At 70.8% G+C, this 22,270-nt stretch carries 21 protein-coding genes and 1 tRNA gene; 19 read left to right on the top strand and 3 right to left on the bottom strand.

Annotation, left to right across the window (positions count from 1 at the left end; translation table 11 throughout):
* Positions 1 to 39 precede the first annotated feature (39 nt).
* Positions 40 to 603, bottom strand: a complete 564-nt coding sequence (locus tag OHS59_RS04115; protein ID WP_328492010.1) for an RBBP9/YdeN family alpha/beta hydrolase — start codon at positions 601 to 603, stop codon at positions 40 to 42.
* Positions 604 to 1,354: 751 nt separating this feature from the next.
* Here OHS59_RS04115 and OHS59_RS04110 point away from each other — a divergent pair.
* A tRNA-Met gene (locus OHS59_RS04110) sits at positions 1,355 to 1,428 on the top strand.
* 238 nt (positions 1,429 to 1,666) lie between these two features.
* Here OHS59_RS04110 and OHS59_RS04105 read toward each other — a convergent pair.
* Entirely contained in the window at positions 1,667 to 2,203 is a 537-nt protein-coding gene (locus OHS59_RS04105; protein ID WP_328492009.1) for a winged helix-turn-helix transcriptional regulator, read from the bottom strand.
* Between the two features lie 57 nt (positions 2,204 to 2,260).
* Here OHS59_RS04105 and OHS59_RS04100 point away from each other — a divergent pair, with 57 nt between their 5' ends.
* From OHS59_RS04100 to OHS59_RS04090, 3 genes are all read left to right on the top strand, one after another.
* Positions 2,261 to 3,904, top strand: coding sequence for an MFS transporter (locus tag OHS59_RS04100; protein WP_328492008.1), 1,644 nt, complete (start codon positions 2,261 to 2,263; stop codon positions 3,902 to 3,904).
* A gap of 135 nt (positions 3,905 to 4,039) precedes the next feature.
* Entirely contained in the window at positions 4,040 to 4,393 is a 354-nt protein-coding gene (locus tag OHS59_RS04095; protein ID WP_328492007.1) for a hypothetical protein, read from the top strand.
* 54 nt (positions 4,394 to 4,447) lie between these two features.
* Entirely contained in the window at positions 4,448 to 4,879 is a 432-nt protein-coding gene (locus tag OHS59_RS04090) for an ankyrin repeat domain-containing protein (protein WP_328492006.1), read from the top strand.
* Between the two features lie 88 nt (positions 4,880 to 4,967).
* Here OHS59_RS04090 and OHS59_RS04085 read toward each other — a convergent pair whose 3' ends face one another.
* Positions 4,968 to 5,480 carry a cupin domain-containing protein gene (locus OHS59_RS04085; RefSeq protein ID WP_328492005.1) on the bottom strand — a complete coding sequence of 171 codons (513 nt, stop codon included), beginning with the start codon at positions 5,478 to 5,480 and terminating at the stop codon, positions 4,968 to 4,970.
* 137 nt (positions 5,481 to 5,617) lie between these two features.
* Between OHS59_RS04085 and OHS59_RS04080 the strand changes: the two genes are divergently transcribed.
* The 15 genes from OHS59_RS04080 to OHS59_RS04010 all read left to right on the top strand — a co-directional run bounded on the left by OHS59_RS04080 (position 5,618) and on the right by OHS59_RS04010 (position 22,221).
* Positions 5,618 to 6,106 carry an RrF2 family transcriptional regulator gene (locus tag OHS59_RS04080; protein WP_328492004.1) on the top strand — a complete coding sequence of 163 codons (489 nt, stop codon included), beginning with the start codon at positions 5,618 to 5,620 and terminating at the stop codon, positions 6,104 to 6,106.
* 26 nt (positions 6,107 to 6,132) lie between these two features.
* The gene (locus tag OHS59_RS04075; protein ID WP_328499045.1) at positions 6,133 to 7,086 is read left to right on the top strand and encodes a DsbA family oxidoreductase; all 954 of its coding nucleotides are present in this window, start codon (positions 6,133 to 6,135) and stop codon (positions 7,084 to 7,086) included.
* 552 nt (positions 7,087 to 7,638) lie between these two features.
* Complete coding sequence (locus OHS59_RS04070) at positions 7,639 to 9,213, top strand: ABC transporter substrate-binding protein (protein WP_328492003.1); 1,575 nt, start codon at positions 7,639 to 7,641, stop codon at positions 9,211 to 9,213.
* A gap of 89 nt (positions 9,214 to 9,302) precedes the next feature.
* Positions 9,303 to 10,331, top strand: coding sequence for an ABC transporter permease (locus OHS59_RS04065; protein WP_328492002.1), 1,029 nt, complete (start codon positions 9,303 to 9,305; stop codon positions 10,329 to 10,331).
* A 2-nt stretch (positions 10,332 to 10,333) separates the two neighbouring features.
* On the top strand, positions 10,334 to 11,221 hold the full coding sequence (locus OHS59_RS04060) for an ABC transporter permease (RefSeq protein WP_328499044.1): 888 nt from the start codon (positions 10,334 to 10,336) through the stop codon (positions 11,219 to 11,221).
* The gene (locus OHS59_RS04055) at positions 11,221 to 12,147 is read left to right on the top strand and encodes an ABC transporter ATP-binding protein (RefSeq protein ID WP_328492001.1); all 927 of its coding nucleotides are present in this window, start codon (positions 11,221 to 11,223) and stop codon (positions 12,145 to 12,147) included. Before OHS59_RS04060 ends, OHS59_RS04055 begins: the two co-directional genes overlap by 1 nt.
* Positions 12,144 to 13,013, top strand: a complete 870-nt coding sequence (locus tag OHS59_RS04050; RefSeq protein ID WP_328492000.1) for an ABC transporter ATP-binding protein — start codon at positions 12,144 to 12,146, stop codon at positions 13,011 to 13,013. The genes OHS59_RS04055 and OHS59_RS04050 overlap by 4 nt, the downstream gene beginning before the upstream one ends.
* Positions 13,014 to 13,104: 91 nt before the next feature.
* Complete coding sequence (locus OHS59_RS04045; protein ID WP_328491999.1) at positions 13,105 to 14,445, top strand: LLM class flavin-dependent oxidoreductase; 1,341 nt, start codon at positions 13,105 to 13,107, stop codon at positions 14,443 to 14,445.
* Between the two features lie 10 nt (positions 14,446 to 14,455).
* Positions 14,456 to 16,255, top strand: coding sequence for an FAD-dependent monooxygenase (locus tag OHS59_RS04040; protein ID WP_328491998.1), 1,800 nt, complete (start codon positions 14,456 to 14,458; stop codon positions 16,253 to 16,255).
* A gap of 52 nt (positions 16,256 to 16,307) precedes the next feature.
* Positions 16,308 to 17,336, top strand: a complete 1,029-nt coding sequence (locus OHS59_RS04035) for an LLM class flavin-dependent oxidoreductase (protein ID WP_328491997.1) — start codon at positions 16,308 to 16,310, stop codon at positions 17,334 to 17,336.
* Position 17,337: 1 nt separating this feature from the next.
* A complete protein-coding gene (locus OHS59_RS04030; RefSeq protein WP_328491996.1) occupies positions 17,338 to 18,141 on the top strand; it encodes an alpha/beta hydrolase in 804 nt (267 codons plus the stop codon).
* A 78-nt stretch (positions 18,142 to 18,219) separates the two neighbouring features.
* A complete protein-coding gene (gene ssuE, locus OHS59_RS04025) occupies positions 18,220 to 18,777 on the top strand; it encodes an NADPH-dependent FMN reductase (protein ID WP_328491995.1) in 558 nt (185 codons plus the stop codon).
* A gap of 133 nt (positions 18,778 to 18,910) precedes the next feature.
* A complete protein-coding gene (locus OHS59_RS04020) occupies positions 18,911 to 19,480 on the top strand; it encodes a tellurite resistance TerB family protein (RefSeq protein ID WP_328491994.1) in 570 nt (189 codons plus the stop codon).
* A gap of 257 nt (positions 19,481 to 19,737) precedes the next feature.
* On the top strand, positions 19,738 to 20,673 hold the full coding sequence (locus OHS59_RS04015) for an SGNH/GDSL hydrolase family protein (protein ID WP_328491993.1): 936 nt from the start codon (positions 19,738 to 19,740) through the stop codon (positions 20,671 to 20,673).
* Between the two features lie 174 nt (positions 20,674 to 20,847).
* A complete protein-coding gene (locus OHS59_RS04010; RefSeq protein WP_328491992.1) occupies positions 20,848 to 22,221 on the top strand; it encodes an NAD(P)/FAD-dependent oxidoreductase in 1,374 nt (457 codons plus the stop codon).
* Positions 22,222 to 22,270: the final 49 nt, after the last annotated feature.

The raw sequence follows: 22,270 nt of genomic DNA, 5'->3' as shown, positions 1-22,270 counted from the left end.
GCGACATGCCGCATCGGGTCCGGAAGCGGACCGATCCGGTCAGCGGGTCGAGGTCCGGCCCTGCTCTCCCAGCATGCCGAGGAGCTTCAGTCCGGCGGGCCAGTCGCCGAGACCGCTGCCTGAGTTGATGTGACCGACGTTCTCGAAGAAATGCGACTCCGCCTGCCAGTCGCGCGCGATCGCGGCGGACGTCGTCGGATCGCAGTACGGGTCGTCGCCGCCGGCCACCAGCAGACTCCGGCACGGCAGGGGGCGAGCGGTCAGGTCCGCGAACGTGGACGCCTCCCGGCTCGGGAACGTCGGACCCCGAAGATTCGGAGGCGCGACCAGGAACGCCGTGACCCCGGCGGGCCGCACCCGGTCCAACCACTCGGCGGCCGTCCAGCAGCCGAGGCTGTGGGCCACCAGCACGACCTGGCTGTCACGACGTGCTGCGGTCTCGTAGGCGGCCTGCAGCGCGTCGACCCAGTCCGGCAGCTCGGGCCTGCTCCAGGAGGCCGGCGCGATGCGGACAGCCGAGCCTTCCCACCGCTTCTCCCACAAGCTCTGCCAGTGCCGCTCGTCCGAGCCGTCGATCCCGGGGATGATGACGTACGAGACCATCGCCTGCCGTCCTTCCGATCATGGTGCCCGCGCCTCGCGGGGTGTCACCCTGAGGCGATTATCGACGGCCCCGCGGTGGCGTCGTAGCGCAGGTCAAGATCCGGACGCGGGTCCGCGGTTCCGCAGCAGAGGTGCGCGCACGGCACACCGGACCCAGCCATCAGCCTTCGCGGCACGGATCCCGCCGACCCACCGCCGACCTCACACGATCCGGCACGCCCCGCCCGTCGGGGCCGAAACGCGTTCTTGCCTCGTACCAGCGACGTTCTAAGATCTCGGACAGAAGCACCGGCTCCTTCACGGGCAGCCGGCCGGCCCGCCGCAGCGGGCCCGTGCGTCTGGCCCCCAGCCCCCGGGCCCGGAGAGACCACCACGCCAACAGGGAAACCGGAGTCCGCATCCCGCGATGCTCAGCGCGGACCCCGGTCCCTCGTCCTCCCGGCTTTTCGAGTTGGGGCGCACTCCCGCGCGCCCCGAATGCCGTGGGGACGATCCTGCGTGAGGACTCGCATCAGGGGACGACGCGAGTCCTCGCGCCGGCGGCCGCCGTCATCGCAGACAGAAGACGGCGGCCGCCGCACCCGAACATGCCGGGTGCTTTCCTCAACTACCCGCGTTCGCAACCGATTCACAGCCGGTCCGGGCGCCGTTGCGGATCTCCGCACGGGTCGGCTTCGCCGTGCCCGCGCCCCGCGGTCGCGGTGGGTGGTCATCGGAGCCCGCGACGATGGCGTACGGTAGGCGATGTCGACGCGGGGTGGAGCAGCTCGGTAGCTCGCTGGGCTCATAACCCAGAGGTCGCAGGTTCAAATCCTGTCCCCGCTACTGTCGAAGAGGGCCCGGATCTTTCTGATCCGGGCCCTCTCGCGTCACTCCTCCCGAAGCGCTGCCGAACCCGGCGCCGGAGGCGGCCACCGCGCACCGCCACTGGCGGCCGTGGGCCGTAGAAGCATGGCGTGCGCACGTGGCGGACGTTTTCGCCTCGTCGCGGCTGCGTGGACCGCGAGGCCCGGGGCGGGATCGGGTGGGTAGGCCGGTCGAAGGCGGCCGTGCGGCTCGTGGACTACTCGGAGTCCGTGGCCCCGGACTTCGGCGCGAGGTCACGGACCAGTCGCACCACCGTCTCCTCGATGGGTACGTCGTGGCCGGCCTCGCAGTGGACGCTCGGGACGAGCAGGGCGCCGCAGTCGGCGTGCACCAGGTCCACCCCGCGTTGCTCACCGTCGGCCGTCTGTCCCCACCGCATCAACGCCACGAAGAGCGGGAACAGGGCCCTGCCCCGGTCGGTCAGCACGTACTCGTGGCGGGTGCGGGTGCCGGGCTCGCGGTAGGGCCGCCGTTCCATCAGCCCGTCGGTCACCAGTTGCCGCAGCCGCTTGGAGGCCACGGTCTCCGCGAGTCCGGTGCGCCGGACCAGTTCGTCGAAGCGGCGCCCCCCGTAGAAGGCCTCCCGCACCAGCATCATCGCCGACCGGGTGCCGATCGACTCCAGCGACCGTTCGACGGCGCACCATCCGGTCGCGGTCCAGGCGTCCCGGTCGGCGAAGTCTCCCGCGAGGGTGAACACGGTGTCGTCGTCACTCAGGCCGTCGATGCTCATGAGGCCATTCTAGCCTGGCTAGCGTTTTCAGAAGTCAGGGTGCTACCGTCCCTGGCTATGCAAAGCACTAGTCAGCCTTCCGGTGGGAGCGCCGCGACCAGAAGCCCGGACGCCCCGCACGTCTCCGCCTCCACTGCCGCCTCCGCCGGGCCCCGGCCCACGTCCGGGTCCGGGTCCGCGGGCACCCCCTCCCGCCCCTGGCCGGGCGTTCTCACCGTGTGCCTCGGCGTGATGATGGCCTTCGTCAACGTCTCGTCCACGATCTCCGCGCTGGCGTCGATCCAGCGGGATCTGCAGCCGTCGACGAGCGCGCTGGTCTGGGTGACGAGCGTGTACTCCCTGGTCGTCGTCACCCTGGTGATGTCCGCCGGAACGCTCGCCGACCTGGTGGGGCGTCGCGCGGTCTTCTTCGGCGGGGCCGCGGTGTTCACGGCCGGCAGCCTGCTGGCGTTCGCCTCGGACAGCTCGGGCCTGCTGATCACGGCACAAGCGGTGATGGGCATCGGCGGCGCGGCCGTGCTCCCGGCCAGCCTCTCGATCGTCAGCCACTCGTTCACCGATCCGCAGGAGCGGACCAAGGCGATCGGCGCGTGGGCCAGTTGCTCCGGACTCGGCCTGGCCGTCGGTCCGCTCGGCGCGGGCCTGCTCCTGGCCGACTTCTCCTGGCACTCGGTGTACCTGATCAACGTCGTGATCGGTGCCGTGGCCATGGTCCTGACGCCGCTGCTGGTGACCGAGTCCAAGCACCCGACGCGGCAACTCGACCTGATCGGCGTCCCGTTGTCGACCGTGGCGCTCGCATCGGGCACGTACGCGATCATCGAGGGCGCCTCGGCCGGATACACATCCGGCCGGATCATCGGGGCGTACCTCGTCTTCGCGGTGTCGTTGGCGCTGTTCCTGTTCGCCGAGGCCCGCCATCACGACCCCATGCTGGATCTGCGGCTGTTCCGCAGTCGGTCGTACGCCACCGTGATGGGTGTGGCGACGGCGACCATGTTCGGCTTCGTCGGCATCGCGCTGCTCTCCGTGCTGTACATGCAGCGGGTGCAGCACGTGTCGGCCCTCGGCACCGGTGTCCGGCTGCTGACGATGTTCGCCACCTACATCGTGGTCAGCGCGTTCGCGGGGCGCCTCGTCCAGCGGATCGGATTCAAGCTCACGCTGGCCGGGGGCCTCGTCGTCCTGGGCGGCGGAGCCCTGATGCTGCTGCGCACGGGGCCTTTCACCGGCTACGGCGCGATGTGGCCCGGCCTGCTCGTCGCGGGGGTCGGATCGGCGCTGCTGACGGCGCCGTCCACCGCCGCCGCGGTCAACAGCGTTCCGCGGCTCCAGGCGGGCATGGCCAGTTCATCGGTCAACATGTTCCGGCAACTGGGCGCGGTTCTCGGCCCCAGCGTGCTGGGAACGATCGTCACCACCCGGTTCCCTCCCTATCTGGAGGACCGGTTGTCCTCCGCGGGCGTTCCGGGCCCAGAAGCCGCGCGCATCACCGACGGCGCGGTGCACGGCGGCTCGACGGCAGGGCTGCCGCCGGCTCTCGCCCGCACGGTCGCGGACTCCGCCGCCCGCGCCTTCACCGACGCCGTCCACCTCGGACTGCTCGTCGGCGGCATCGCCCTGCTCGTGATGGTGATACCCACGGCTGTCTTCGTACGCCACCGCAACGAGTCGGCCGCCGACAAGAAGCCGGCCGTCTGAGAGGCCGGTCACCTGGGGAACCGGCCGCCTGAGAAGGGGGAAACTCGGTGGCCGTCCCACCGGGGCTGTCGATACCGTCGGGCTCCCGGCGGACCGCGGCAGCGGTTGCCTCGCCTCGTGCGGAGAGTGATTCCAGTGACCCGCCTCCGAGCGACGACGACCTTGTGGCGTCCCACCGGCCCCAAGGAGCTGGAACTGGTACGGGAGTCGGAGTGGCGCGCGTGGCCGCCCCGGCTTCCCGAGCAGCCGATCTTCTACCCGGTCCTGAACGAGGACTACGCCGTCAGGATCGCGCGCGACTGGAACGTCAAGCACGACGGTGCCGGCTTCGTCACCCGCTTCGAGGTCGACTCCGACTTCGTACGCAGGTACCCGGTCCAGCAGGCGGGCGGGCGGACGATCCTTGAGCTGTGGGTACCGGCCGGGGAACTCGACGACTTCAACGCGCACATCGTCGGCAGGATCCAGGTGGTCCATGAGTTCCGCTGAGCCGAAGAGGCTCTTCCGATTCCCCCGTCCACTCACCGGTCGCTCTGGAGAACTGTGAACAGGCGGCAGCAGAAGAAACTGTCCCGACGTCTCGTCAGCGCGGCGACCTTCGGCGACAGCGGCGAGATCCGTGCTCTCCTGCGAGCCGGGGCCGACCCCGGCGCGAGCAACACCGAAGGCACCACGCCCCTTTACGCCGCCTCGGTCCACGGTGCCACCGGGAACGTCCTGTGCCTGCTGGCAGCCGGGGCCCGGCCCGACACCGAGAGCGGACACGGCACGGAAGGCACACCTCTGTGCGGGGCCGCATGCTGGGGCCACACCGAGACGGTTCGCGCACTTCTGGCCCACGGCGCCGATCCCCGTCTCCGCGAGGACCACGGCACGGGCCGTACCCCGCTGGAGTGGGCCACGGCCGGGCCCTACCCGGAAACGATCGACCTGCTGCTCGCCGCGGGCGCCCGACCGTCCGGCCCCGTCACCTGACTTACCCCGGTCACCCGACTCACGCTGGTCGCCTGACTCGGCCCAGGCACCCAGACCCTCACGCCGTTCCGCTCACCCGCTGGCCGACTCAGGCCTCGTCCGGCGAAAGCGCGTACAGCTGGGGGAGGTTGACCACGATCGCCTCCTGGGTGCTGCGGGCGATGACGACCACCGCCTCGTCGTCCGGGTCCGGGTTCTCCTCCCGGTGCGGGACGAACGGCGGGACGAAGACGTAGTCGCCGGGTGAGGTGCGCAGCCGTACCTCCTGCGGTTCCTCGCTGTCGCCCGAGGCGTCGATGAAGACGAACTCCGGGTGCCCGCTCACCACGTAGATGGCGGTCTCGGACTCACCGTGATGGTGGTCGGAGGAAGCCGTCGAGGGCGCCACATGGGTCTGGCCCATCCACAGCTTCTCGGAGCCGACGTTCTTGCCGCTGACGGCCGCGAACCTGCGCATGCCGCCGCTCTGCGCGGTGTCACCGTCAAGGGAGTCGGCGCGGATGTGGTGCAGACGGCTGCGCAGCGATGCGGCCGGGTGGTCCGGAGTGTCGTGGAGGTGAGGGTGGAAGCCCTCACCGGGGGTCGTCAGCGGCTCGCTCATGGCGCGACGCTAGAGCGGTCCTGAAAAGGATGTCAAGAGGTGTCCTTTGGCTTTCACCTGCGGCAATGTTCCCGCAATGTTGGAAACAAGCGGCCGAAGACCCTCGTGCCGACCCGCTCCTCAGGCATGATGTGCGCATGCATATTTCCGCGAAGGCGGACTACGCCATGAGGGCGCTGCTGGAGCTCGCCCGCGAACCTTCCCGTCCGCTCACCTGTGAAGCCATCGCCTCCTCGCAGGAGATCCCGTTCCGCTTCCTGAAGTCCGTGGTGGGTGAACTGCGCAGAGCCGGCCTGGTGCGCAGCCAGCGTGGCTGCGAGGGCGGTTACTGGCTCGGCAGATCCGCCGAGGAGATCACCCTGCTGGACGTCACGCGTGCCGTGGACGGCGAGTTGATCACTCTGCGCGGCGAGCCGCTGGCCGGCCTCGACTATCCGGGCCCCGCCGCCGGGCTGCCCGACGTGTGGCGAGAGGTCGAGGCCGGGGCCGCGGCCGTCCTGGGCGGAGTGACCCTGACCTCGCTGCTCGCCAGAGGCGCAGCCGGCGCAACCGGAGCGACGAGAGCGACGGGAGCAATGGGGGCGATGGGAGCGGCAGAAGGGCTGGCCCGGAGGGGCGCCGCGTGACGGACGCCCCGCAGTGGCAGCCGCAGCTGAAACCCTCGCCGCCGCCGCCACCGTCGTCGGCATCGGTCGAAGTCGTCGAGTACACCGACCCGTTGTGCCCCTGGGCCTGGGGGTCGGAGCCCGTTTTCCGCAGGTTGCGGGCGGCGCTGGCCGGCCGGGTCCGCTGGCGGCGGGCGTACGCGATCCTCTTCGACCACGACGACGATCCGCCGCCCGACCCAGCGGCGGAGACCGCCTGGTACGCGCGGTACGTCGAGGAGATCAGCTCGCACAGCCAGGCTCCCCGGGCGGTACGGCTCAGCCGCATGCCGGCCGACTCCTGGCCCGCCGCACTCGTGGCCAAGGCCGCCGAACCGCAAGGGGTGGAGGTGGCCGAGCGAGTGCTGCGCCGGCTGCGGGAGAGTGTCTTCGTGCTCGGGGAACCGGCCGACACCACCGAGTCGGCGCTGGCCGCGGTTCGGGGCGTACCCGGCCTGGATCCGCGGCGGCTGGCGGTCGACGCCGCCTCCGGGGCGGTACTGGAGCAGGTGCGGGGCGACCGGCTGGAGGCGCGCCGCCCGGTGGCCGAGGTGCTCTCGGCGAAGGGTGCGCAGGGCACGGAGGGTGCGCGGGGCGCGCAGGACGGGTCGCCGCACCCCGGCGCGGCCAAGGAGACCACCGAGGGCGGCTACCGGTACGCGCTGCCGACCCTGCTCGTCCGGACGCCGGGGGAACAGGGCGAGTACCGCGTCGTACCCGGCTGGCGGCCCTTCGAGCAGTACGCGGCTGCCGTCGGGGAACTGAGCCCCGGACTGCTGACGACCCCCACGCCGCTCCCTGCGGCGGACGCGCTGGAGCACTACCGCAGCCTGACCGATCCGGAGCGGCTGCTGCTGACGGACGGCCACTGGCCGCCCCCGGGCGCGGTGCGGGTGGACACGGGCAACGGGCCCCTGTGGCTGCACCCCGATGAGGCCGCGGTGCACCCCGCAGCCCGCTGAGCCGATGCCGAGCCGAGACGGGCACGGCTGTGATCTGCGGCGAACGCCGTCCCGCCCAATGAGACACCAATTGGTGTCCATTGACAGTCGGTTGCGGCAGACCCCAGGATGAGCACCATGCTCACGACGCACCCCGGTGTGGTGTGCCGCTACGTGGACCTGCGGCGCACCAGCAGCGCACTCTGTCGCTGACCCTTCGCCGCCCCCGGCCCGCAGACGCCTGACCGCTGCCTGCAGCACTGGCTGTCCAGTGCTCGACCGAGCCGTGCTCGCCTCTGCGTCTTCCTCTCCGTGCCCCGTCGCACGCCTTCTTCGCCTTCTGGCCCGCTCCCCTGCGCGTGCCCGTCGACTCCTCCAGCTCCGCTGACCCGCAAGCCTGCGCGCTCCTGCCCTGAGCGCCGGCCGCGCCCCGAGTGCGCGCCGGCACTTTGCCCGGCATGTCCGTGCAGCCCGTCCGTGGCCGAGTCGACGTTCCGTACGGGGAGGGGCCGGTCCTTCTGCCTTGCTCCAGCTGCCCCGGCTCCGGCCGGAGCCCGCCACAGGAAGAACGAGATGCCCGCTCACCTCATCACCCGCCGCCCCGGACCGGACCGCCGTTCGTCCAGAGGTGCAGGCCGCCTGCGGGCCGCAGCCCTCGGAACCGCCTTCGTCGCCGTGCTCACTCCCGTGCTGAGCGCCTGCGGCGGTGACTCCGCCGCGTCGGGCGGCGGCTCCACGCTGAAGTGGACCTCCTCGTACTTCCCGACCCACTGGGACCCGGTCGTCGGGGGCAGCGGCGCGCAGTTCCGTGAACTCGCCCTCGCCTACGCCTCGTTGACCCGGACGGACGAGAGCGGCAAGGCCGTTCCCGACCTCGCCAAGAGCTGGGAGTACAACGACAAGGGTGACGAGATCACCTTCCGCCTGCGCTCCGGCCTGAAGTTCAGCGACGGCGAGCCGGTCGACGCCGCCGCGGTCAAGGCGGCCATCGAGCGGGCGCAGAAGCAGAAGAACTCGGCGCTCTTCGGCGACCTGACCTCCATCAAGTCGGTGGACGCCGACGGCCTGGACGCGGTCCTGCACCTCACCCAGGTCGACTACCAGATACCCCAGTTGCTCGGTCAGCGCGTGCTGCAGATCGCCAGCCCCAAGGCGGCGAAGAACCCCGAGAAGCTGGACCAGAACCCGGTCGGCGCGGGCCCGTTCGTCGTCACCCAGGTGATCCCGGGCACCAAGGCGCTCCTGAAGAAGAACCCGGACTACTGGGACGCGAAGAACATCCACATCGACAACGTCGAGCTGACCTCCGCACCCGACGCCTCCACCGTCGTCTCCGGACTGCAGACCGGCGTCTACAACTTCGCCGACCTGGACCCGAGTCAGGCGTCCGCCGCCAAGAAGGCCGGCCTGGACGTCTTCGTACAGCCGGGCTTCAACGCCTCCAACCTCAGCCTCAACGTCAACAAGGCACCCTTCGACAACGACAAGGTCGTCGACGCCGTACGCCACGCGGTCAACCGCAAGGAGTTCGTCGACAAGCTGACCTTCGGCTACGGCGAGGTGACCGACCAGCCGTTCCCGAAGGGATACGAGGCCTACGACCCCGAGTCGGAGGACGCCTACCCGTACGACCCGGCGAAGTCGAAGAAGCTCCTCGCCGACGCGGGATACAAGTGGGGCGACATCAAGCTGAACCTGGTCATCCCCGCGGAGGACCCCCAGGCGGAGATCGTCCAGTCGCAGCTGGCCAAGGTCGGCATCAAGGTCACCATCAAGATCGACAAGAACTGGGCCACCCCGTTCTTCGCCAAGGACCTGACGTTCTCGCTGTACGGGACCACCGGCCGTGACTCCGCGGCGCAGACCCTCACCGCCCACTTCGGCCCCAACGGCCCGCTGAACCTGAGCACGCCCTACGAGCCGGACGGCTTCGAGGCCGCCATCGCCAAGGTGCGCGAGACCCCGCTGGACGCCCCCGACTACACGAAGGTGCTCCAGGCGGCGACCCGGGCGGGCCTTGAGAGCAAGGCGCTGGTCTTCACCTACTCCCAGCCGAACCTCATCGCCAAGAGCAAGTCGATCTCGGACCTGCCGAAGAACCCGGCCCACATCGACTGGACCGGCGTGACCATCGACGGCGCCAACTGACACCCGCCCCACCCCGACCGCGGAACTCCCGTACAGAACGCCCGTACAGAACTCACTGCACAACCCACCACACAGAGAGGGGCAACCCCATGACGACGACCGCGGAACAGGCCCCGCCTGCCCGCCGTCGCGGGGTCGTCGTGACCAGGGTGCGGCACACGCTCGGCCGCCTCCTGGTCACCCTGGCCCGGTCGGTCGCGATCTTCGTGCCCGTCTTCCTGGTCGCGACGTTCGTGACCTTCGCGCTGCGGTCGATGAGCGGACTCAGCCCGGCACGGATCCAGTTGGGCGAGGAGGCGACACCCGAGGCGATCGCACGGGTCGAGGCCCAGTGGGGTCTCGACCGGCCCTTCCTGGTCCAGTACTGGGACTGGTTCACCGGTGTCCTGCACGGACAGCTCGGCACCAGCTGGACCAACGGCGCCGACATCTCCACACTCATCGGCCTGGGCCTGGGAGTGAGCCTGTCCGTCGCGACGTTCGCGCTGATCATCGGCGTGGTCCTCGGATTCGTCCTCGGTACGGTCGCCGCGCTGAAGCGCACCACCTGGATCGACCGTGCCATCACGGGCTTCGTCACCCTGATCTCGGTGATGCCCGCGTTCGTCGTCGGCATCGTGCTGGTCGCGGTCTTCGCCGTCGGGCTCCACCTGTTCCCCTCCGCCGGATACATCCCGGCGGAACAGGGGTTCGGCCCCTGGCTCGCGCACATCACGCTCCCGGCGCTCGCGCTCAGCTTCGACGTCGTCGCGGACGTGGCCCGCCAGCTCCGCGGCAGTCTCGTCGCGGCCTACCGGGAGAACTACGTGACGGGCGCGGTGGTACGGGGTCTGAGTCCCCGTCGGATCTTCCTGAGCCATGTGCTCCGCAACGGCATCGGGCCGGCCCTCGCCACCCTCGGCCTGAAGTTCCCCGCACTCGTCGGCGCCTCCGTCGTCACCGAGTGGATCTTCGGCCTCCAGGGCTTCGGCAGGTTCGCCAACGACTCCGCCCAGGCCGGCGACGTACCGGCCGTGCAGGGCGTCCTCGTGGTGTCGATCGTCCTGGTCGTCCTCTTCAACCTGATCGTCAACCTGGTGCTGGCACGTGTCACGCCGGCATCCCAGCGGGGGGTATGACCATGGTGCGCCGCGTCCTCACCCTGACATCCGGCCGGATCGCCGTGGCCGTCCTCGCCGCGATCGCGCTGCTGGCCGTCCTCGGCCCGCTGCTCGCCCCGCAGAACCCCCTCGCCACCAGCGACAACACCCTCGCCGCGGCCTCGGGATCCCACTGGCTCGGCACCGACTACCTCGGCCGGGACACCTTCAGCCGACTCCTGGACGGCTCCCGTGTCAGCGTGCTCGGCTCCCTCGAAGTGGCCCTGATGGCACTGGTCGTCGGCGCGATCCCGGGCATCCTGTCGGTCTACCTCGGCCGCACCTTCGAATGGATCACCCTGCGGCTGGCCGACACGCTGGTGGCCCTGCCGTTCCTGCTGTTCGCGGTCGCCGTCATCGCGCTGCTCGGCAACGGCATCACCCAAGCCATGCTCGTCACCGGCGCGTTGGTCTCCCCGCTCTTCTACCGGGTGTCCCGCGCCGCCACCCTGGCCGTCGCCCGCTCCCCGTACGTGGAGGCCGCGCTCATCTCGGGTGCCTCGGTCGGCTGGATCGTCCGCCGCCATGTCTGGGTCAAGGTGCTGCCTCCGATCGCCGTCGCGCTCGCCCAGACCATCGGCGTCGGCTTCATCATCGTCTCCAGCCTGACCTTCCTCGGCATCGGCGTCCAGCCGCCCGCGCCCACCTGGGGCGGCCTGCTCGCCTCCGACCTCGGCTACCTCAGCTACCAGCCGTGGGCGCCGCTCGCCCCCGCGGTGCTGATCATGATCACCGTCTGGGCCAGCAACCTGCTCGCCGACGCGATCCGCGACGTCTCCGGCGAAGCGGGCCGGGCCTTCGTCAACACCCGCAAGGCCCGCGCCAATCGCCTCGACAAGACCGACCCCGTATCCACCGGAGGTGCGTGATGACCACGCTGTCCGAGAAGGCCGCCCCCGGCACCACCCTGAGTGCCACCAAGCCCGGCACCAGGCCTCACGACGGGCCCGGCACCGAGTCCCGTACGGCTGTCGCGACGGCCGCACCCGTGCTCGCCGTGCGCGAGGTACGCATCAGTGACCAGGTCACCGACCGCGAGATCGTGCACGGGGTGAGCTTCGAACTCACCCCGGGGAAGACGGTCGGCATCGTCGGCGAGTCCGGCAGCGGCAAGACCCTCACCTGCCGCGCCACGCTGGGCATCCTGCCTCCGCACTTCGAGGTCACCGCCGGGTCCATCGAGATCGCCGGCACCGACATCGCGACCCTGACACCCCAGCAGTGGACGGCCCTGCGCGGCGCCACGATCAGCGCGGTCTTCCAGGACCCGGCGTCCTACCTCAACCCCTCGATCCGGGTGGGCGCGCAGATCGCCGAGGTCGTCCGGGTCAAGACGGGTCTGAAGCGGCGCGCAGCACGTCACCGTGCCGTCGAACTGCTCCAGGCCGTCCAGCTGCGCGATCCGGAGCTGGTCTACGGCCAGTACACCCACGAGCTCTCGGGCGGCATGCTCCAGCGGGTCCTGATCGCCGCCGCGATCGCCGCCGACCCGCGGATCCTCATCGCCGACGAGGCGACGACCGCGCTCGACGTCACGGTCCAGGCCGAGATCCTCGACCTGCTCGCCGAACTGCGCGAAAGCGCCGGTCTCGCCCTGGTGGTCGTCTCCCACGACCTGGCCGTCGTCGCCCAGCTGTGCGACGAGGTCCTCGTCATGCGCGAGGGCGAGGTGGTGGAACAGGGCACGACGAGCGAGGTGCTCCACCACCCCCGCCACGAGTACACCCGGCTGCTCATCGCCGAACACGAGAGCTACGGCCTGGAGAAGTTCCTCACGCCCCAGGAGACATCGTGACCACCGAACACGTGCGGGAACAGCCCACCGACGCCACGGCGGACGAGAGTGCGGTCCTGGAGGTCACCGGGCTCGAAGTGCACTACGGACCGCGCCGACAGCGCCGCCGCGCCCTGCACGACGTCTCACTGAGCGTCGCGCCCGGTGAAACCGTCGGCATCATCGGCGAGACGGGATCGGGCAAGTCCACCTTCGCCCGCACCGTCCTGGGTCTCGTGCGCGCCTCCGCGGGCCGGATCGTCATCGGCGGCGAGGACGTCGGGGCGTACGGCAGCCGTCAGTGGCGCGGCCTGCGCCGCCGCGGTGTCGTCCAGTACGTCTTCCAGGACCCGCTGCGCAGCCTCGACCCCGATCTCACAGTCGAGGAGTCCCTCATCGAGCCATTGCTCGTCCAGGGCGTCCCACGGCAGGAGGCGGGCGACCGGGCCCGTACGTTCCTCGCCCGCGTCCAGCTCTCCGAGGAACTGCTCGACCGGCTGCCGGGGGAGCTGTCCGGCGGCCAGCGCCAGCGGGTCGCGGTGGCCCGGGCGCTGGTCACCGAGCCGAAGCTGATCATCCTCGACGAGCCGGTCAGCGCCCTCGACTCCGCCAACCGCGTGCAGATCCTGCAGATCCTCAAGGACCTGCGCGCCGCGGGCGTGGCCCTCGTCTTCATCTCCCACGACCTGGGGTCCGTCGCCGGGATCGCCGACCGCATCGCCGTGCTCTACCAGGGCGAACTCGTCGAGGTCGGCGCCGCCCGTGACGTCATCACCGATCCCCGGCACGTCTACACCCGCCTGCTCGTCGGCTCCGCGCCCACCCTGCGGACGGCATCGGCCGACCGGGCCGAACGCGACCGCCTGCGTGCCCTGTTGCACGCCTGAGAACGCACGCCCGAGAACGCACGCCTGAGTGCTCCGGCGAACCCCTGAACCCCTGAACTCGTCAACTTCTGCTCCACCGAGAGGAATCCGCATGTCCCGCACGATCCACCTCGCGCTGCATCCCTACGGCGTCGGCGGCCCCGGCCAGCACGGTCTCTGGAAGGACCCGAGTGTCGCGAAGAACGCCAGCATCGACATCAACTACTACATAAAGCAGGCCCAGGCGGCCGAACACGCCCTCTTCGACGCGCTGTTCGTCGTCGACAGCCAGTTCATCAACTCCACCTACCCGTCGCACTACCTGAACCGGCTCGAACCGCTGACCCTGCTGTCGGCGGTCGCCACCCACACCCGGCACATCGGCCTGGTCGGCACGGCCAGCTCGACGTACAACTCGCCGTTCAACCTCGCCCGCCGGTTCGCCTCCCTCGACCACATCAGCGGCGGCCGGGCCGGCTGGAACGTCGTGACCAGCTTCGACACCGGCACGTCCCGGAACTACGGGCTCGACGAGCACCTCGACTACGCCACCCGCTACGGCCGGGCCCTGGAGTTCGTCCAGGTCGCCCGCGGTCTGTGGGACTCCTACGAGGACGACGCGTTCCCCGCCGACGTCGAGCGGGATGTCTTCCTCGACCCCGCCAAGCTGCACGAACTCAACCACGAGGGCGAGCACTTCAAGGTCGCCGGGCCGCTCAACCTCTCCCGTTCGCCGCAGGGCCAGCCGGTCATCTTCCAGGCCGGCGTCTCCGAGGAGGGCCGCGACCTCGCCGCCCAGGTCGCCGAAGGCATCTACGCGCCGGGTGGCTCACTCCAGCAAGCGCGGGACTACTACGCCGACATCAAGAAGCGCACCGCCTCGTACGGCCGCGACCCCGAGCACATCAAGATCTTCATCCACGGCGGGCCGATCGTCGCCGCCACCGACGAGGCCGCCGAGCGCCGCGAGCGGGAGATCTTCGAGGAGGACAACGACTTCAAGGGCAACCTCGCGCTCCTGGGCCGCTCCTTCGGCGCGTACGACTTCAGCGCACACGATCTGGACGCACCGTTCCCGGACGTGGCGCACCTCGCCGAGAAGGGCGGCCGCACCGGCGCGGCCAAGCTGATCGAGCGGGCCAAGGCGGAGAACCTGACACTGCGTCAAGTCGCCCAGTCCGTCAGTGAGTTCCGCCGCTCCCCGTTCGTCGGAGCGCCCGGCACCGTCGCCGACACCATCGAGAAGTGGTTCGACGCCGGCACCTTCGACGGCATCAACCTCGCCTTCCGCAACAACGCCGACCTGGAACTCTTCGTCGACGGCGTCGTTCCGATCCTCCAGAAGCGCGGCCTGTTCCGCACCGAGTACGAGGCCGACACCCTGCGCGGCAACCTCGGCCTGCCGGTCCCCGCCAACCGCAACACCCGCGAGCCCAGCCTCGCGGACCACTGAGGGCTGCGACATGAGCGAACTGTCGGTGACGGGCGGGCGCGACGTCCACACGGTCCGGTTCCCGGCCGCCACCCCGCCGGACACGGTGGACGTGCTGATCGTCGGCGCGGGCCCCGTCGGCCTCTCCGCGGCGGTCGAGCTGGCCGGACGCGGTCTCCACGTCGCCGTCGTGGACCGCGCCCGCACCGCGACACTGGTGCGGGCCGGGGCGATGGGACACACCCCGCGCGTGGTGGAGCACTTCCGCCGCTGGGGGCTGCTCCAGCGCATCCGGGACGCCTGGACCTACCCACCGGAGTGGAACCAGGGCACCAGGCTGGTCACCTCCCTGGCCGGCCACGAGCTGGTCCCCCAGCCGCGCCCCTCGTTCAGTCCCCGGACCACCACCACCTCGTACGCGTCGGAGGAGGCCCTGCGACGGCCGCAGACCGTGCTCCAGCAGGTCTTCCTCGACCGCCTGCGGGAGCAGGGCGTGAGCGTCGCGGGCGGTTGGGAGCTCCGGGCGCTGCGCGAGCACGCAGACGGCATCGAAGCCGAGGTCGTCGGCGTCGACTCCGCCGAGCGCCGCACCGTCCGCGCCGCCTACGTACTGGGCACCGACGGAGGGAGCAGCACCACCCGGCGGCTGGCCGGTATCGACCGCGAGGGCGAGCACGCCACCGAGAAGCGGCTGCGGCTCATCGTCCGCACCGGCGACATCAGCGACCGGGTCGGAGCCGCGCCCAGCGGCAGCAACATCGTCGTCAACCAGAAGGCGTCCGGCTTCCTCGCGGCCGTGAGCACCCGCGAATGGCGGGTGTACGCCGGGCCGTACCCGCTGGCCCACGAACCCACCGAGGAGGAACTGCTGGAGATCGGCCGGGCCGCGTTCGGGTTCGACCTGGACCTCGAACTGGTCTCGGCGACGACCTTCTACCACGCCACCCGCATCGCCGAGACGTTCCACCGCGGCCGGGTCCTGCTGGCCGGCGACGCCGCCCATGTGCGCACACCCGGCGGCAACCTCGGCGAGGGCTTCGGAGACGTGGTCAACCTCGGCTGGAAACTGGCCGCGGTGATCGGAGGTCACGCGCCCCGCTCGCTGCTCACCTCCTACGACGAGGAGCGCCGCAGACACAACTGGCGGATCGCCGACCACTCCCTCCAGCGGGCCCGCCGCACCCAGGCGACCCTCGCCGAGATCCGCCGCGGCGGCATCCCCGACGACGCCGACCTCGGTCCCGAGGCCGCCCGGCGCCGACAGGAGATCGGCGAACGGCTGAGTCAGGACCGGAACCCGGCGGCGGGTGTCACCTTCGACGAGCGCTACGACGCGTCGAGCGCCATCTGGTACGAACCCGGCCAGCTCGACTCCGAACCCCGCTGGCGCGCCGACGTCTACGAGGACGACCCGCGACCGGGCCACCGCGCCCCCGACGGACACGTCGACCCGTACGGCGGCACACTCCACGACCGTCTCGGCGGCTCACTCGCCCTGCTCGTCCTCACCGAGGACCGTGACGTGGAGGAGGCCTTCGTCGCGGAGGCCGCCGCCCGCGCGCTGCCCTTCGCCGTGATCCACCTGACCCACCCCGAGGCACGCGCGGTCTACGGCACCGGCAACGTCCTCGTACGCCCCGACCAGCACGTCGCCTGGCGCGGCACGGAACTTCCCGACGCGGGCGCGGGCGCGGTCCTCGACCGGGTGCTGGGTGTCGGTGGCAGCCAGGAGACCGACACCGGCACCCCGGGACCGGTCGCGGTCGGCGGAGCCGGACACGGCGCCGTACACGGAGCCATACGCGGAGTCGAGCACGGAGCCGAATTGTGATCGTTTCGGCAACTCGACGGCGCAGCGAGCGACTTCGAAAGGCAAGCACCCCATGACCACTCAGACGCCGCGCTTCAGACTCGGCTTCCTCACCCACGTGCAGGGCCGGGGCACCGACCTGGCCCAGACCTATCGCAACGCCCAGGAACTCTTCGTCGTCGCCGACGAACTCGGCTTCGACGTCGGCTGGGTCGCCCAGCACCATGTCCCCGGCAGCGGTGGCGGCCTCTCCTCGCCCTGGACGTTCCTCGCCCACGCCGCGGCGAGGACCACACGCATCCGCCTCGGTACGGCCATCACGGTCCTGCCGCTGGAGGACCCGGTCCGCCTCGCCGAGGATGTCGCCGTTGTCGACACCCTCAGCGGCGGCCGTGTCGAGGTCGGCGTCGGCAGCGGCTACAGCGAGGTGGAGTACGCCGCGTTCGGCCAGGACCCCGCCCGCAAGCGCGAGTTGACCACCGAGAACCTCAGCGTGCTGCGCAGCGCCCTGGCCGGCGAAGAGGTACGTACACCCGGATTCCGCGTCCAGCCCGAGCCCGGGGACTTCTCCGACCGGATCTGGCAGGGCGTCTTCAGCGGGCCCGGCGCACAACATGCCGCCGCCGTTGGCTCGAACCTGCTCCTCAACCGGGCGGCGTACGGGTTCGACGCACCCACCGACGAGATACAGCGGCCCTGGGCCGACGCGTACCTGGACGCCTGGGACCGGCCCCGCCGCCCGCGGATCGGGCTGTCCCGCTTCGTGTTCCCGGCGAAGGACCGGCGCACGGCGCTCCGGCACATCGGTGACGACGTCCACCGGGCGGCGCTGCGGATGGCCGAGAGCGGCGCCTTTCCCAAGGGCCTGACTCCGGAAGAGGCGTTGCGCCGCTTCCACTGCTTCCACGGCTCGACCGAGGAGATCGTCGCGGAACTCCGGCAGGAGAAGGTGCTGCCCCTCGCGACCGACCTGATCACCCAGTTCAACCCCGCCGTCCTCGACCACGACACCGCCGTCCGCGCCCTCGAACTCATCGCGACCGAGGTGGCACCCGCCCTGGGCTGGCAGCCCGCGACCGAGCCCGCACTCGCAGGAGTCTGAAATGACCGAATACACCGACCACCACGGCCCCGAGGGCCTGCGTACGCGCGGCACCGTCATCGTCGTACCCGGCAGGGGGGAGACCCGCGAGACCTACACCCGGCTGGGCAGGCGACTCGCCGCCGACGCCTACCGCGTCCGTGTCGTCGACGCCCCGGACATCGGGACCGGCATCGACACCGCCATCGACGCCGACGGCGCCGGCCTGGCCGGTCAACTGGCCGATCTCGGCGCCCGGCTGGCCGCCGCCGCTGACGGGACCGCGGCCGAGGACGGCGTCGTCCGCCCGGTCGTGCTGGTGGGCGCGGACACCGGGGCCCTCGCCGTCGCCGCGCTCCTCGGCACAGTGGACACCACCGCTCTGCGACCGGACGCCGTCGTACTCGCCGGGCTACCCGGCCACACCGCCGGCACCGTGGGTGTCGCCGGTACCTGGGACGACGAACTCGACGTACGCACGGCCTGCCCCGCGCACCGGGGCAGGCTCACCGACGACGCCCAGGTACGCCGAGGCGCACTCGGCGAGGCTGTGCCGGAGGCCCTGCTGTCGGCGGCCTACGACAGCGAGGCCGACGTCCCGGCGCTGATCCTCGTCGGCGACACCGATCCGCTCGCGGACCACGAGGCGCTCGTCCGCACGGCCAAGTCCCTTCCCCGCGCCCGCCTGTCGACCGTCCGCGGCGCCCACCACGACGTGCTGAACGACCTGCAGCACCGCTCGGTGGCGGCCGAGATCGTCACCTTCCTGGAGACCCTGCGCAACGAACTGGTGCCTCTGGTCACCGTGGAGACCAGCGCCTGGTGAGCTGGGCGCCGCCTGCTGCCCGTCGCCCGCCGCCCGACCCGTCCGAACCCTGAACCCCGAATCCCGAAAGGTCCCCTCATGGCCGCGATCCTGTCCGTCTCCGGAAGTCCTTCGGCCACCTCCCGCACCACGCGACTCCTGCGTCACCTGGACGACCGGCTCCGGGAACAGGGCCACGACGTCATCTCCCTGGAAGTGCGTACGCTGCCCGCCGAGGCGCTGCTCGGTGCCGACTTCCGGCACCCGGCCGTCGTCGAGGCCACGGCACTGTTCGACCAGGTGGACGGCGTCGTGATCGGCACTCCCGTCTACAAGGCCGCCTACTCGGGACTGCTGAAGTCCCTGCTGGACCTGCTCCCGCAGTACGCGCTGGCCGGCAAGACCGTACTGCCGCTCGCCACCGGCGGCAGCACGGCCCACGTCCTGGCCATCGACTACGCGCTGCGCCCGGTCCTGAGTTCCATGGGGGCCGCGCACATCGTCCAGGGCTGGTTCACGCTCGACAAGGACATCACCGCCGGGGAGGACGGCACCCTGACCGTCGCTCCGGGCGCGGCCGAGGCACTGGCCCAGGTGACGGACCAGTTCTCCGCGGCGCTGGGCGGCCGCACGACGGTACTGGCGCGGGTGGGGTAGACCGGGTTGGCCCAACTCGGCCCTGCACATGATCTTTTTACGTTACCTTTGCCAATCGGGAACCTCTCCGGACGCGGCAGTCGTTCATCCGACGGACCGTGCACAGGTATCAGCAGAAGCCGAGGTGGCAGTAGTGGCGATGTTTGACCGGCTCAAGGACCAGGCCAAGAACCTCCAGCAGTCCCGGAGCGGCACGGGAGGGGCGGGGCAGGGGCAGCGGGGCGGCCATGCGCCCGGCTCGTCCGGCGGTTCCTCCGGTGGCTCCAAGGCTCAGCTGGTCGGGCTGTTCAAGTCCCAGCTCGCGTCGGTGAAGGCCGAGCTGAAGAGTGGCGCCTACCGGGACGCCAGCATGGCGATGTGCGCGCTGGTGGCCGCGGCCGACGGGCATGTGGACCCGGCGGAGAGGCAGCGCGTGGAGGAGCTGATCGTCTCGAACGAGGTCCTGCAGAACTTCCCGGCGGACCAGCTCCGTCAGCGCTTCGCCCAGCACGTGGACCGGTTCACGGCCAACTTCGAACAGGGCAAGGCCGAAGCGCTGAAGGAGATCGCCAAGGCGGCCAAGAAGCCGGCGGAGGCCCGCGCGGTCGTCCAGACCGGCATGGTGGTCGCCGGTGCCGACGGGCAGTTCGAGGCGTCCGAGCAGCAGGTCATTCGTGAGGCCTGCGTGGCGCTTGGGCTTTCGCCCACGGAGTTCGGCGTCTGACGGACCCTGCCGGGTCCGCCGCCGCTCGGTCGTGTTTCGGCCGCGGCGCCGTCGTGGCCGAGCGCGCAGTTCCCCGCGCCCCTGAAGAACGGGGCTGCGCCCCAGCTATTCGTCCCCAAGGGGCGCGGGGAACTGCGCGACCAGCCACGACGGCGCCGCCGACGGCAACACGGGAGCTTCCCGCCTCTGGTCCCCGGGGTGAACTGGCCGGTATACAAGGGCAGTCACGCGCCGTCCCGGACCCAGGGGGAACTTCGATGAACCGTCGCACCCGGCCCCAGTACGACAGGCAGACGTCGAACCGCCGCCGGGTCAGAGCCATGGCCGCGGCGGTCAGCGGCTGCGCCCTCGTCATCGCCTCCGGCGCACCCGTCGCGGCACACGGCGGCGGGCACGGCGGCGGACACGGCAAGGGCACGGACTACGCCGCCCTGGGCGACTCCTACACCTCGGGACCGCTCATCCCGAAGCAGGTGGACGCGAACTGCGCGCGCTCCGACCACAACTACCCCTCACTCGTCGCAGCGGAGCGCAGAGTGTCCACGTTCAAGGACGTGAGCTGCGGCGGCGCCACGACCGAGCACATGTGGAAGGCCCAGGGGACCAACCCTCCGCAACTCAACGCCCTGCAGCGGGGCACCGACCTGGTGACGGTCCAGATCGGCGGCAACGACATCGGGTTCAGTTCCATCATCGGCACCTGCGCGCAGCTGAGTTCGCAGGACCTCGCGGGGAACCCGTGCCAGCGCCACTACACGACCTCGTCCGGCGCCGATCAGCTGACGCTGAAGATCCTCGAAACCGCCCCCAAGATCACCCGCGTACTGCGGGCCGTGCACGCCAGGGCGCCGCACGCGCGCGTGCTCGTCGTCGGCTATCCGGATCTCCTGCCGGACGACGGCAGCGGCTGCTACCCCTCCGTACCGTTCGCGGCCAAGGACTTCCCCTATCTGCGCGACACCGGCAAGCGCCTCAACCTCATGATGCGCGTGGTGGCCCGGCTGAACGGCGCAGAGTACGTCGACACGTACGGGCCCACGATCGGGCACGACATGTGCAAGGCCCCGTCGGTCCGCTGGATCGAACCGCTGCGGCCGGCCTCGCCCGCGGCCCCGGCACACCCCAACGCCAAGGGCGAGGAGGCCATGGCCGGCGCCGTGCTGAAGCAGCTGCGCAAGGGCCACGGCCACTGACCCACGTCCCGGTTTCCCGTCCCGGAAACCGGCTCGCTTCCTCCTCCGGGGGCCGACTCGCCGGTCGGAGGAGGTACGTCGGCTCGTCTCGTTGAGGGATCACCATGTGCGATGAGGAGACTCGGGGGCACAGGGGAGTGGGGGAAGCCCGACAGTACGCGGCCGGTGAAAGGGATGAACATCGTGGTACGACCGAAGATCTTGGTGGTGGGAGCGGGCTTCGCGGGAGTGGAGTGCGTCCGCCGCCTGGAGCGCAAACTGGGACCCGACGAGGCCGACCTGGCGCTGGTGACACCATTCTCGTACCAGCTCTACCTGCCACTGCTGCCGCAGGTCGCCTCGGGGGTGCTCACCCCCCAGTCGATCGCCGTGTCCCTGCGCCGCAGCCGCAGGTACCGCACCCGCATCATTCCCGGCGGTGCCATCGGGGTGGACGTGAAGGCCAAGGTCTGCGTCGTCCGCAAGATCACGGGCGAGATCGTCAACGAGCGGTACGACCAGATCGTGCTGGCCCCGGGCAGCGTCACCCGCACCTTCGACATCCCGGGCCTCGCCGACAACGCCCGCGGGATGAAGACGCTCGCCGAGGCCGCGTACATCCGTGACCACGTGATCTCGCAGCTCGACATCGCCGACGCCAGCCACGACGAGGCCGAGCGCGCGGCCCGGCTCCAGTTCGTGGTGGTCGGCGGCGGCTACGCGGGTACGGAGACCGCCGCGTGCCTGCAGCGCCTGACGCACAACGCCGTCAAGCGCTACCCGAGGCTCGACCCGAAGCTGATCAAGTGGCATCTGATCGACATCGCACCGAAGCTGATGCCCGAACTGGGCGACAAACTCGGCGACAGCGCCCTGCAGATCCTGCGCAGGCGGGGCATCGACGTCTCGCTGGGCGTGTCCATCGAGAAGGCGGGCCCCGAAGAGGTCACCTTCACCGACGGCCGGGTCATCCCGACCCACACACTGATCTGGACCGCCGGCGTCGCGGCCAGCCCGCTCATCGCGACCCTGGGCGCCGAGACGATCAAGGGGCGCCTCGCGGTCAGCTCGGAGATGTCCCTGCGCGGCCACGACGGCGTCTTCGCGCTCGGCGACGCCGCCGCCGTCCCGGACGAGGCCAAGGACGTGGAGGGCGCCGTCTGCCCGCCCACCGCCCAGCACGCGATGCGCCAGGGCAAGCACGTCGCCGACAACGTCATCGCGTCGCTGCGCGGGCAGCCGATGACGCCGTACGTCCACAAGGATCTGGGACTCGTCGTCGACCTGGGCGGCTTCGACGCCGTGTCCAAGCCGCTCGGCATCGAGCTGCGCGGCGTGCCCGCCCTGGTCGCCGCCCGCGGATACCACTGGGCGGCGCTGCGTACCAATGTGGCGAAGGCCCGGGTGGCGACGAACTGGCTGCTGAACTCGCTGGCCGGCGACGATTTCGTACGCACCGGGTTCCAGTCGCGTACGCCCGCGACGCTGCGGGACTTCGAGTACACGAACGCGTATCTGACCCCGGAGCAGATCCAGGAGCAGATCCGGGAGCGCACCGAGGCCGGGTGACGGCCGTACCGAGGCCGGTGAGGCGCTCACCCCGAGGTCGCTGACGAGG

The organism is Streptomyces sp. NBC_00414 (assembly GCF_036038375.1).
Classification (GTDB): domain Bacteria; phylum Actinomycetota; class Actinomycetes; order Streptomycetales; family Streptomycetaceae; genus Streptomyces.
This window is presented reverse-complemented; position numbering and strand designations above follow the sequence as displayed.

Coding starts and splice junctions, on each gene's coding strand:
- OHS59_RS04035 (WP_328491997.1), top strand. CDS start 16,308: ATGACCACTCAGACGCCGCGCTTCAGACTCGGCTTCCTCACCCACGTG.
- OHS59_RS04065 (WP_328492002.1), top strand. CDS start 9,303: ATGACGACGACCGCGGAACAGGCCCCGCCTGCCCGCCGTCGCGGGGTC.
- OHS59_RS04010 (WP_328491992.1), top strand. CDS start 20,848: ATGAACATCGTGGTACGACCGAAGATCTTGGTGGTGGGAGCGGGCTTC.
- OHS59_RS04115 (WP_328492010.1), bottom strand. CDS start 603: ATGGTCTCGTACGTCATCATCCCCGGGATCGACGGCTCGGACGAGCGG.
- OHS59_RS04100 (WP_328492008.1), top strand. CDS start 2,261: ATGCAAAGCACTAGTCAGCCTTCCGGTGGGAGCGCCGCGACCAGAAGC.
- OHS59_RS04015 (WP_328491993.1), top strand. CDS start 19,738: ATGAACCGTCGCACCCGGCCCCAGTACGACAGGCAGACGTCGAACCGC.
- OHS59_RS04105 (WP_328492009.1), bottom strand. CDS start 2,203: ATGAGCATCGACGGCCTGAGTGACGACGACACCGTGTTCACCCTCGCG.
- OHS59_RS04040 (WP_328491998.1), top strand. CDS start 14,456: ATGAGCGAACTGTCGGTGACGGGCGGGCGCGACGTCCACACGGTCCGG.
- OHS59_RS04080 (WP_328492004.1), top strand. CDS start 5,618: ATGCATATTTCCGCGAAGGCGGACTACGCCATGAGGGCGCTGCTGGAG.
- OHS59_RS04030 (WP_328491996.1), top strand. CDS start 17,338: ATGACCGAATACACCGACCACCACGGCCCCGAGGGCCTGCGTACGCGC.
- OHS59_RS04055 (WP_328492001.1), top strand. CDS start 11,221: ATGACCACGCTGTCCGAGAAGGCCGCCCCCGGCACCACCCTGAGTGCC.
- OHS59_RS04085 (WP_328492005.1), bottom strand. CDS start 5,480: ATGAGCGAGCCGCTGACGACCCCCGGTGAGGGCTTCCACCCTCACCTC.
- OHS59_RS04045 (WP_328491999.1), top strand. CDS start 13,105: ATGTCCCGCACGATCCACCTCGCGCTGCATCCCTACGGCGTCGGCGGC.
- ssuE (WP_328491995.1), top strand. CDS start 18,220: ATGGCCGCGATCCTGTCCGTCTCCGGAAGTCCTTCGGCCACCTCCCGC.
- OHS59_RS04070 (WP_328492003.1), top strand. CDS start 7,639: ATGCCCGCTCACCTCATCACCCGCCGCCCCGGACCGGACCGCCGTTCG.
- OHS59_RS04060 (WP_328499044.1), top strand. CDS start 10,334: ATGGTGCGCCGCGTCCTCACCCTGACATCCGGCCGGATCGCCGTGGCC.